This is a genomic window from Microcoleus sp. PH2017_24_DOB_U_A (genome assembly GCF_020738205.1).
Lineage (GTDB): Bacteria > Cyanobacteriota > Cyanobacteriia > Cyanobacteriales > Microcoleaceae > Microcoleus.
In genome coordinates this window covers 1-10445 of sequence record NZ_JAEQCT010000158.1, presented here as the reverse complement: position 1 = coordinate 10445, position 10445 = coordinate 1, and the positions used below count along the sequence as shown (strand labels likewise).

At 44.6% G+C, this 10445-nt stretch carries 13 protein-coding genes and 1 pseudogene; 8 read left to right on the top strand and 6 right to left on the bottom strand.

Going from position 1 to position 10445, the window contains the following annotated elements:
* Positions 1–143 precede the first annotated feature (143 nt).
* From JGK07_RS31280 to radA, 6 genes are all read right to left on the bottom strand, one after another.
* The gene (locus JGK07_RS31280; protein ID WP_293180327.1) at positions 144–560 is read right to left on the bottom strand and encodes a TIGR02588 family protein; all 417 of its coding nucleotides are present in this window, start codon (positions 558–560) and stop codon (positions 144–146) included.
* Entirely contained in the window at positions 557–1411 is an 855-nt protein-coding gene (locus JGK07_RS31275; RefSeq protein WP_293180324.1) for a TIGR02587 family membrane protein, read from the bottom strand. Before JGK07_RS31275 ends, JGK07_RS31280 begins: the two co-directional genes overlap by 4 nt.
* A gap of 386 nt (positions 1412–1797) precedes the next feature.
* On the bottom strand, positions 1798–2331 hold the full coding sequence (locus JGK07_RS31270) for a hypothetical protein (RefSeq protein ID WP_293180321.1): 534 nt from the start codon (positions 2329–2331) through the stop codon (positions 1798–1800).
* Positions 2332–2709: a hypothetical protein gene (locus JGK07_RS31265; protein WP_293180318.1), complete on the bottom strand. Its 378-nt coding sequence runs from the start codon at positions 2707–2709 to the stop codon at positions 2332–2334.
* 113 nt (positions 2710–2822) lie between these two features.
* Positions 2823–3053 carry a type II toxin-antitoxin system Phd/YefM family antitoxin gene (locus tag JGK07_RS31260; RefSeq protein WP_293180315.1) on the bottom strand — a complete coding sequence of 77 codons (231 nt, stop codon included), beginning with the start codon at positions 3051–3053 and terminating at the stop codon, positions 2823–2825.
* 45 nt (positions 3054–3098) lie between these two features.
* Positions 3099–4655: a DNA repair protein RadA gene (gene radA / locus JGK07_RS31255; RefSeq protein WP_293180312.1), complete on the bottom strand. Its 1557-nt coding sequence runs from the start codon at positions 4653–4655 to the stop codon at positions 3099–3101.
* 164 nt (positions 4656–4819) lie between these two features.
* Between radA and rpaB the strand changes: the two genes are divergently transcribed.
* The 8 genes and pseudogenes from rpaB to JGK07_RS31215 all read left to right on the top strand — a co-directional run.
* Positions 4820–5551 (top strand): response regulator transcription factor RpaB, encoded by a 732-nt coding sequence (gene rpaB, locus JGK07_RS31250; RefSeq protein ID WP_071587789.1) that lies wholly within the window; start codon positions 4820–4822, stop codon positions 5549–5551.
* The gene (locus JGK07_RS31245) at positions 5548–5712 is read left to right on the top strand and encodes a hypothetical protein (RefSeq protein ID WP_293219964.1); all 165 of its coding nucleotides are present in this window, start codon (positions 5548–5550) and stop codon (positions 5710–5712) included. Before rpaB ends, JGK07_RS31245 begins: the two co-directional genes overlap by 4 nt.
* A 121-nt stretch (positions 5713–5833) precedes the next feature.
* Positions 5834–6475, top strand: coding sequence for a cofactor assembly of complex C subunit B (locus JGK07_RS31240; RefSeq protein ID WP_293180306.1), 642 nt, complete (start codon positions 5834–5836; stop codon positions 6473–6475).
* Between the two features lie 141 nt (positions 6476–6616).
* Positions 6617–6781, top strand: a complete 165-nt coding sequence (locus JGK07_RS31235) for a hypothetical protein (protein WP_293206235.1) — start codon at positions 6617–6619, stop codon at positions 6779–6781.
* Between the two features lie 233 nt (positions 6782–7014).
* Entirely contained in the window at positions 7015–7470 is a 456-nt protein-coding gene (locus tag JGK07_RS31230) for a pyridoxamine 5'-phosphate oxidase family protein (RefSeq protein WP_293180300.1), read from the top strand.
* 53 nt (positions 7471–7523) lie between these two features.
* The gene (locus JGK07_RS31225) at positions 7524–8486 is read left to right on the top strand and encodes a cation-transporting P-type ATPase (RefSeq protein WP_293214276.1); all 963 of its coding nucleotides are present in this window, start codon (positions 7524–7526) and stop codon (positions 8484–8486) included.
* A gap of 99 nt (positions 8487–8585) precedes the next feature.
* A complete protein-coding gene (locus tag JGK07_RS31220; RefSeq protein WP_293180293.1) occupies positions 8586–9851 on the top strand; it encodes a transposase in 1266 nt (421 codons plus the stop codon).
* A 142-nt stretch (positions 9852–9993) separates the two neighbouring features.
* A pseudogene (locus tag JGK07_RS31215) lies at positions 9994–10314 on the top strand (cation-translocating P-type ATPase C-terminal domain-containing protein); the annotation flags it as partial.
* Positions 10315–10445: the final 131 nt, after the last annotated feature.

Genomic DNA, 10445 nt, shown 5'->3' with positions numbered 1-10445 from the left:
TCTCAAAAAGGTGAGGTATGACTGACAGGTTATATAACCACTGAAACCAAGAGGGCCCAAGCCCAACAACGTCCGCGAATCTTTCTGAGAACCGCTATATCAATTGACTTTTGATATATTGAAACTCCCGAATATGAGCTTTTTTAAGGCAATTGATAACTGCTCGATCGCACAATCAATTCACCTTGACTGGGGTTGCGGCTGAAGATAAAAGCTCCTTCTTTAGTTTCACCGCTTGACAAAAAATCAATTTGCTGATCTCCAGATTCCAAGACTTCGCCCTTGACGCGCAGTTCCGCTACAACTTGCACTGATTCTGCCGTTTCGCCGCCCGTGTTAGTAACTTTAAACGGTACGTAAAATTGCCCTTTGGTGGCGCGAATTGGCTCGTTGCGAGTCACAGAAATCACAGGAGGTTCCTGTTTTTTAGTTACCCAGTTGTAAAGTACGAGTCCGGTGATGGTAGACAGGATCGAACAGGCGATCGCAAATGTTACCCATTCAGCAAAAGTTCTTTTTTCCGGTTGTTCCATTTTACTTTCGGCATTACTGTCACTCATACCGCCAACCTCCCCGCCGCGCCGCCAACAGTCGCCGGCAATCCCAATACTAACGTATAGCCCAACCAAACAGACCAAGGGTCGTCAAAGCTGAGTTTGTGGAAGAAAAACAACATAAATGCAGAAGCCACCAGCGATACTAAATACGCCATCACAGTTTCGCTGAGGGGACGCTGAAAAATTCCTCGCTGCTGCTGGCGTTTTGCTTGAGAAGTAAAGTCGGCTGCGAATACAATACCGTAGGAAATTAGCAGCGAAGCGGCGATAATTGCTAATTGCCAAGGTGGCGAAATAGCTGCCGCTAGCATGGGAATTTCGTCAGTTGGGGCGATGTTGAAAGCAATTATCATCGCGCCAATTAAAGTAGCACCGATATCTGCTAAAGTGGGATTAATCATCGGTTCGCTGTCGCTATCTGAGCTTTGATAGCGATCGCCACTCAAGAAACCGCTTGCCAGGGCCACTCCCAAGGCAAAGGGCAAGCCTTCAAAAATGATTTTCCCCAAAGCTTGTTGCAGCGGAGTATCCGGCGTAATTTCCCGGAGCAAAAACAGGATAACAGCGGCGCAGACAATGCCAATCGCGATCGCTTCTACGGTATCGATTGCAGCATCCCGCCACCGGATGTCCTTAGTTTTGCGAAAGCCTTCAGTGCGAGTCAGCAAGAAAACGACGATAAAAGTAGTTATAATGGCGATCGACATTTGCGCTGGTTTAGTAGAGGAACCGATCCACCAAACCTCCATCGTATACAGCAGCGGAATCCCGAACAAAAATCCGCCAGATGCACCTCGAATGATATCGTTTAGTTCATTTGACCACTGATTTTTACGTCTTTTTGACTTGTTCATATTTGAGTGAAAACGCGCCTCTAAAAATTGGGAAATTAACTATTTTTTAAACATTCTCTATAATACAATATTTATGGTATTCTTTCTCTAACCCGGGACAGAGATTTTATATTATGTCATGTCCGATTACGCGCAATAAAAAAGGTTTGTAGTGAGGACTTTAGTCCTCGGAATGGATGCGGACTAAAGTCCTCACTACAAACCAATATAGCAGAATTTTCCTCTTCTGTATCAGTTGTTTCTTTCACCAGAACAATAACTCTGACTTCTTGGTTAGCTGCTAAGTATTTTAAGATGGTATCGGGAAATTCTATTTTCCCGCCCTCTGTGACTTTTGCTGGAAACTCGTAGGCTTTCGTGATTGTTATATCTGGTTTTTTACAACATTATGCAGTTTGTGATTTAGTTTCTATTTGCTTAACTTGATTCTGCAACCTTTCAACTTCATCAATTAACTGCAACACTGTAATTGCAATATCAGGTCTAACTTCAGGTTGGGCAGTATTGTCAATCTGTGACTGTGCCCACTTTTGCAGTTGCTTTAACTTTGTTAGTTTGCTAAAGACAGGATTTCCATCATGTTCAGCAATACTAGCAACTTCCTGACTAAATGCAACTAACCTAGCAAATAGTTCATCCTTCCACGAACCTGCAAAAATGCGCTGATTCACTGTATAATGTACCTGGTTAGGATCAGTGAATGTCACTTGAGGATTAGCTAAAAACTTATTATCTAAACCTTGTGATGAATCAAATGTTTCGCAAACACTATTTAATATTTGTGTGAATTGTTCCTGTTCTTCAACTGTCAGCAGACGCTCAAACAACACAGTATGAGTATGTGCAGTAATGCCATTATCTGTAGTTGTACGATTTGTAGAACGAATTTTTAAATCGTTCATGGTGTAATTGTTTTTCATTTATCCTGCTTCCTGGCAAGGTTGAAAGTCAGCTTTTTCATTTAAAAAATCAAAGGCATTAATTGAAAACCATATTTGCTGTGCGGAGAACATCACATTGGCAATTGGCTCAATTCTAGCTTCTCCTCTATCCAGCAGATAGTTTAATTCTACCACAGGCAAAGACATTTCAATAACTGTGCAGCCTAAATCGTCTAAACCTGGTGATAGGGCAGCAAAGAACCAGGCTACTTCTGGATCTAACGCAGCGTACCAACCTTGACCTAATTGTACAGGCTGAGTTTGCAAAACTAGCAAGCGATCGCCATTTAACCCGTTATTCAAAATATCCAATGCACTCTCAATATCTGTACCGTGATAGAGTGTTACGATTGCCATAACTATGACTTGAATAAGTGTGGTTATTCGCAATCGTCTCATAATGTTTGTTGCTAAACAACGATATTTTTTTTCTTTTGATCGTGTTTAGGCATGAGTGTTGAACAACAGCCTCATGATCTGTACTCCTTAAATTCTTCTAGAGGTTCGTCAAAATCATCGGACATCCAAACCATTCCTTTAGCACTCCCTGCTTGCCGATTGGGTTTAGCTTGTTTGGGAATTACTACCAATTTTACAACAGGCTGATTATCTTTACTAATGGCAACTTCTTCACCTCTCATCGCCGCTTCGATTAATTCCAGAAGTTTTTCTTTAGCCTCAACAATGTCTACTTGATACATAACTTGTGCCTCCTTAATATCAATTTACAACATCACCATTCTAACTCAATTCGATAAATCCTCTTCCTCCAAATCAACAGATTGTACTTCCATATCATCCGACTGCAACTGAGCAGGAGTAGCCGGAATCGCTGCAATAATTGCATCTATCACTCTAGCCACCGGAATAATTTCCATCCCCAAATCTGGCACGGATTGATTCTTAGGAATAATCGCCCTTTTGAAACCCAATTTCGCCGCTTCCCTTAGCCGTAACTCTAATTGCGACACCGGCCGCACTTGTCCTCCCAAACCGACTTCTCCGAGCAAAACTGTGCGCGCATCAATTACCCGATCGCGAAAACTGGCCACAACTGCGATCGCCACCCCCAAATCCGCCGCCGGTTCCTCCACCTTCAACCCGCCTACCGACGCCACAATCACATCCAATTTAGACAAAGGAATCCCCACCCTTTTCTCCAAAACAGCCAAAATTTGCTGCAATCTACTACTATCCACACCAGTAGTAGAACGGCGTGGCGCACCAAAACTTGCAGGGCTGACTAACGCCTGAATCTCCACTAAAATCGGTCGAGTTCCCTCGCAAGCAACCGTCGTCGAAGTACCCGGAGAAAATTCATCTTTATTGCCTAAAAACAACTCCGACGGATTATCTACTTCTCGCAAACCATTGGCTACCATTTCAAAAACACCGATTTCGTGAGTCGCGCCAAAACGGTTTTTCATCGATCGCAAAAGGCGATGAGAAGCAAAGCGATCGCCCTCAAAATACAGTACAGTATCTACCAAATGCTCCAAAACCCTCGGCCCCGCCAAAGATCCATCCTTAGTAACGTGACCAACCAAGAATAAAGTAATATTTTCCCTTTTTGCAACCTGCATCAAAGCAGACGTACATTCCCGTACCTGAGCTACCGAACCCGGAGCCGATGTTAAATTAGCAAAATAAATAGTTTGGATGCTATCAATCACCGCCACATTCGGTTTCAGCGCTTCCAACTCCCGCAAAACAACTTCTAAATCCGTCTCTGGAAGCAAGTAGAAATTCTCCGCTGAATTGTCCTGGGAATCCGTTTTAGCCTCCCCATTGCTATCAGATATATTTCCGCCATTGCTTGACAAATTAACCGGATTAGCCACGCCCAAACGCTGCGATCGCAATTTTACTTGCTGACCAGACTCCTCCGCACTAACATAGAGTATTCTATCCTTGCGCGCCAACATATTCGCCATCTGTAATAGCAGCGTCGATTTCCCGATTCCCGGTTCCCCGCCAATCAACACCAGCGAACCCGGAACAATCCCACCTCCCAAAACTCGATCGAGTTCCCCATAGCCAGAAGGCCAGCGAGACTGAGTTTGGTCGGAAATCTGCGATAATCTAAAAGATACCTTTGGTTGACCCTTCGACTTATCAGGAGGCGAACCGCCCACTGACTTAGTTGTCACCCCAGTCAAACCAGCCCGTGGCCCACCAGCAGTATGTGGTTCTAACTGCTCGTCAAAAGAATCCCACTTGTGACAGCTAGGACACCTGCCAAAATATTGTGGTGAATCATACCCACATTCCCGACAAATATATTGTATTCGAGGCTTAGGCATTGTTTACTATGATAAATAGTCACCCTAACATTTAGAAAAGTCTGAGTTAAAGCAATTATCAAGCTTTCAGACCGATCGCCATACACGATTCAATCTGTATATTCTATGATAGGGTACAAAAAATTAAGATTATCTGAAATGTAACTTAAGGAGTGCTCGGTAACTTGGAAAATCATAAAGAAAAAATTCTGGTAGTCGATGACGAAGCCAGTATCCGGCGCATTCTGGAGACTCGCCTTTCCATGATTGGCTACGATGTCGTCACCGCTGCTGACGGTGAAGAAGCTCTCGAAACATTTCGCAACACCGAACCCGACTTAGTAGTTTTGGACGTGATGATGCCGAAGCTCGACGGTTACGGCGTGTGTCAGGAGTTACGCAAAGAATCAGACGTACCCATCATCATGCTAACCGCTTTGGGAGACGTAGCCGATCGCATCACCGGTTTAGAATTGGGCGCCGACGATTACGTCGTCAAACCTTTCTCTCCCAAAGAGCTCGAAGCCCGCATCCGTTCGGTACTGCGCCGGGTTGACAAAAACGGCGCTTCAGGCATTCCCAGTTCTGGAGTCATCCACGTAACTAATATTAGGATTGACACCAACAAGCGCCAAGTTTATAAAGGCGACGAACGAATTCGGCTCACAGGCATGGAATTCAGCTTGTTAGAACTGCTTGTCAGCCGTTCTGGAGAGCCTTTTTCGCGATCGGAAATTTTGCAAGAAGTTTGGGGATACACGCCAGAACGCCACGTAGACACCCGCGTTGTGGACGTTCACATCTCCCGGCTGAGGGCAAAGTTGGAAGACGACCCCAGCAATCCTGAATTAATTCTCACCGCCCGCGGCACCGGCTATCTATTCCAGCGCATTGTCGAAATTGGCGAAGTCGGTTGACAGTTGACAGTTGGCAGTTGGCAGTTGACAGTTGGCAGTTGGCAGTTGGCAGTTGGCAATTGGCAGTTGGCAATTGGCAGTTGTTAAATTATCAACTACTCCTTATAAAACTTAAGCATAGGTATCCAGAAACCGGGTTTTTCAACCAAAATACTGGTTAAAACCCTCAATCTCGGTTAAAAACCCGGTTTCTTGGTGAGCGAGTGCATCAAAGCCTAAATGACAACTATCAACCATCAACTGTCAACTATCAACTGTCAACTGTCAACTATCAACTGACCAATGACAAAATCTGATCCAAATAAAGTATTGCGGCAATTACCCTTAGTTGCGGGAGGGTTAGCAGGTACGCTGCTGGTGGTCAACCGCTTACTGACAGAGCAAATTACAGACTCTCAAACTCGATCGGACGTTTTGGGAGTAATTATCAGCGCCCTGCTGATTTTAACAGGTTTGCTGTGGCAACAGGTGCAAGCGCGATCGCCCGATTCGGTACAGCTTACCGGCTCTGAAGGCTTCGAGCTGGCGCCGGATTTGCCCGATGCCGTCAAGCTAGAATTAGCCTGGGCGTCGCGTTTGCTGTTGACAAATACGGCCACAAGGGCGATCGTCATTGTATATCAAGGAAAAGTCTTATTGAGGCGCGGCATCTTAGGCATCAATCCCGAAGTCAAGCCAGGGCCAATATTGCAGCGAGTGCTCGACAAAAACAAACCAGTTTATTTAGTAAAGCTCGATATTTATCCCGGCAAAATCGAATTCGACTATTTGCCAGAAAATACCCAAGGAGTGATCTGTCAGCCGATCGGCACTCAAGGCGTATTAATATTAGGTGCTAACGCGCCGCGCAGCTATACCAAGCAAGATGAAAATTGGGTTGAAGGCATTGCCGAAAAACTAGAAAATACCCTCAACCAATTTTAGATTTTAGATTTTAGATTTTAGTTGGTAGGGTTTTGGTGCCCGCAGCTTCGGCTAGAGACAGTCGTAGGGTGCGTCAGAATACGTTATTGTCTCAATCATGGAAAAGCTATTTTCTGACGCACATTCTATCACGAGATGGCGATGGGTGGAGTTGCAGGGGTAGGTCAAATTCAGTTGTTGCAACCATTTTTGACGCTGCTGGCTTCGGCTATTTTGCTTGGTGAGACTCTGGAGCAGATCGCCCTAATCACCGCTTGTTTAGTCGTAGCGAGCGTAGCTGTGGGTAAAAAAACAGCAATTAAGTAATGAGAATTAAATAACTTACAATTTAATGATTCTTGTGGGATGGGCAGGAGAACCCGTACAGAAAGGACGGGTTCTTCTGGCCTATCCCACTTTCAAGAGTGTAAATTATTTAATTTGCGTTCCTAAGCGGGCAGAAGATTTGTGAGGATCTCGACTATATCTAATGACAGATGTAAACCGTGGACTATTTCTATTGAATACTACTAATTAACTAAAACTTTAGGAAAATAGTAATGTTAGATATTGATGAAATGAGTTCAAAAGAAATACACGAACTCCTACACACAGTAGGATACGGTCATCTGGGCTGCATCCACGAAGGCAAGCCCTACGTGATACCCATGAATTATTATCTCGAAGCAGATGACATTTACCTGTTTACCACGATCGGCATGAAGACTCACGATCTTGATGCGAATCCCGAAATTTGTTTGCAGGTTGAAGAAATACGCGAGCCTCTTCATTGGCGCAGTGTTATTGTCAATGGTCGAGCTTTGCGCGTGACTGAGCAAGCAGATCTCGATCGAGTAATGCACCTCGTCAAAGAGCGCAATCCCATGCTATCACCTGCGATCAATCGCACTTGGATTGATAGTCAGGGACGTTCCGAGGCGATCGCAATTTACCGCGTCCACGAAACTGAAATCAGCGGGCGCACCACTGATGGAGTCAGCAGTAAGAAGCCATAGGAGCACTCTTGTCAACCGTGCAGCAAACTTATGAGGCAACTTGTTGACTTTTTATGGCATCTCATTCGCCTATTTGGACACTATCAACTCAGCAAGTCTACGAAACTCTTTCAACTTCCCAAAAGGGACTTTCAGAAGCAGAAACAGCAATCAGAATTAAGCATTACGGGTTTAATGAACTGCCCGAACCAGCGAAGCGATCGCTATTACTCCGCTTCACCGATCAGTTGACTCATTTCATGGCTCTCTTGCTCTGGGTTGCAGGTGGACTGGCTTTTGTCTCGGGTACACCAGAACTCGGCTGGGCAGTCTGGGCTGTGATCTGGATTAATGCCGGTTTCAGTTTTTGGCAAGAATTCCAGGCAGAACAAGCGTTAACAGCACTCAATAAAATGTTGCCCGCGCGAGCCAAAGTCTATCGAGATGGGACGCTAGGTGAGATTCCCGTCAGGGAGATGGTTCCGGGAGATGTCTTGCAATTGGAAGAGGGCGATCGCATCTCTGCTGATGCCAGACTGGTTTCGGCTCAGTCTTGTTATGTCGATGTCTCGGTGCTGACTGGAGAATCGCTGCCGGTTGCCCGATCGGCGGAACCTGTAGCCACTGAAAAGATGCGTGCCTCCGAATCAAGCAATCTGGTTTTTGCGGGTTCTACCGTTGCGGCAGGGCGTGGATTAGCGGTCGTGTACGCTACAGGAACTCAGACCGAGTTTGGTCAGGTTGCCCATCTCACTACAACGGTGAAACGAGAACCCAGCACCCTGGAAGTTCAAATCAACAGCGTGGTGCACGTCATCACGGCGATCGCCCTGGGCATGGGTGTTTTGGTGTTTCTGCTGACTAACCTGTTGGTGGGTATGGAACTCAAGGAAAGCTTCATTTTTGCGATCGGGATTATTGTGGCATTTATAAAAAAACATTCGGCAAGCGGAAAACTCAGAGGCTTCAGCCCGCTCGATGTAAGCGGCACGGGTGGTTTCAACCGCCGTGAATTTTTCTTAATTCTTAACACTTGAAAGCAGAGAAAGACGTTAAAATACAAACTAAGGAGGTGAACCAGATTGCTAACAAACTATGTTTATAAGTTGCGACCCAATCAAACACAATCATCAAAAATGTCGGATTGGATAGATATGCTGCGAAGCCAGTATAATTGGTGCTTGAATGACAGAATCTGTCAGTACAATCAGCAGTTTATCCAGGGTAACTACTGTGACATCAGAACAAAAAGCGAAGCTTCACCATTGACCTGCTTCGTAAGTAAAAGTGGCGCAACCGGAAATCCTTGGAAAGATTCTAAGTTTGACTTTGAAGGTAAGCGTCGAAATCCTCGTCGAAGTGCTGGTGACATTCAGATTACAGCATTACCTGAGTTAAAAATGGCTAGACCTTGGTATAGTAGAATAGACTCAACAGTTTTACAACAGAATGTTAAACGCTTAGACATTGCCTACAAAAACTTCTTTGAAGGTAGGGGTTTTCCTAAATTCAAGAACCGCAGTAATTTTACATCTTTTACTTATGCGATGGGGGTGAAAATTAAGGGCAATAAAATCTACTTACCTAAACTGGGATGGATGCGGTTTCACAACTCTCGCTCAATCCCAAGTGGTTTTACCATCAAGGCTTGCACAGTTAGGAAACGACAGAATGATTGGTATGTTTCCGTGAGAATAGAAGATAAGTCTGTACCTGAATACAGCCCCAAAGCTCTCGGTAACAATCCCAAAGTAATCGGTTGCGACTTAGGACTCACTAAACTGGTTCATCTTTCTGATGGCTACCAAATTGAGAACCCTAGATTTTCAACCAACAAAAAAGCTAAACGTACTCTGAAAATTAGACAGAGACGGGTTAGCCGCAAAACAAAAGGCAGTAAAAACCGCAAAAAAGCAGCTATCAAAGTTAGCAGATTTCATCAAAAAATTGGTGATAAACGCCAAGCGTATCAATGGAAAACTGCGAATAAGATTGTATCTAGAAGCATTGATGCAATCGCCTTAGAAGATTTGAATATCTCTGGGATGATGCGCCGATGCAAGGTAAAAAGTGATGAGAAAACTGGGAGGTTTCTGAAGAATGGGCAATCCAGGAAAAAGGGATTGAATCGTGCTATCTCCGATGCAGGCTGGGGCGATTTAGGATTAAAGATTGAGTATCTGGCTGCAAAGCAAGGAAAAATCGTAATTAAAGTTAATCCTAAGCACTCTAGCCAAGAATGCAGAAATTGCGGTCATATCGACCAGGAAAATAGAGATGAAGAAAAGTTTATCTGTGTGGAATGTGGATATCACGAACACGCCGATATTGGTGCTGCAAAAACTATCAGAGATCGAGCTTTGAGAATGGTACGTGGGCCAGGACGCGAAACCTGGTGTTGAACACCTAAACGCCCAAAAGATATCAGCACCCTCTATGAGCAAACGTGCTGAGTTTGGGAACCTGAGCAATCAGGATATTAAGACCGCAATGTCTTAAGAATCTCAGTCGCTTCAGCGCTGAGAGTGTCAACATCAAGCCACAACTATGACGCTGGCGGCGATCGTAGCCTGCCAAATTGGAAACGTTTTCGCCTGCCGCAGTGAGCGCACTTCAATTTTTCGCTTGGGCTTCTTTAGCAACCCTTTAATCTGGTTAGGAATTGCGGTTGAGTGCGTACTGATTCTATCTATTATCTATTTCCCACCTTTACAAAAAGTCTTTGCGACTGCACCGCTATCGACCTGGCAATGGTCGCTGCTAATCGTCTGCCCACCATTAATACTAATCGCTGATGAAATACGAAAGAAAATTGTTTACAGTTCAGCTAAAAAGATTGAGGTTCTTGTGAAGAAGCCAGTTTGAACTCACATTTTGCACCATTCTCAATTACTTGTTTAGGAACAGGCAAGATGCCTGTTTCACTAAAGAGTGAATTTCTTGTGGAACAGGCATCTTGCCTGTTGCTGACAATTAGGAACAGGCAAGATGCCTGT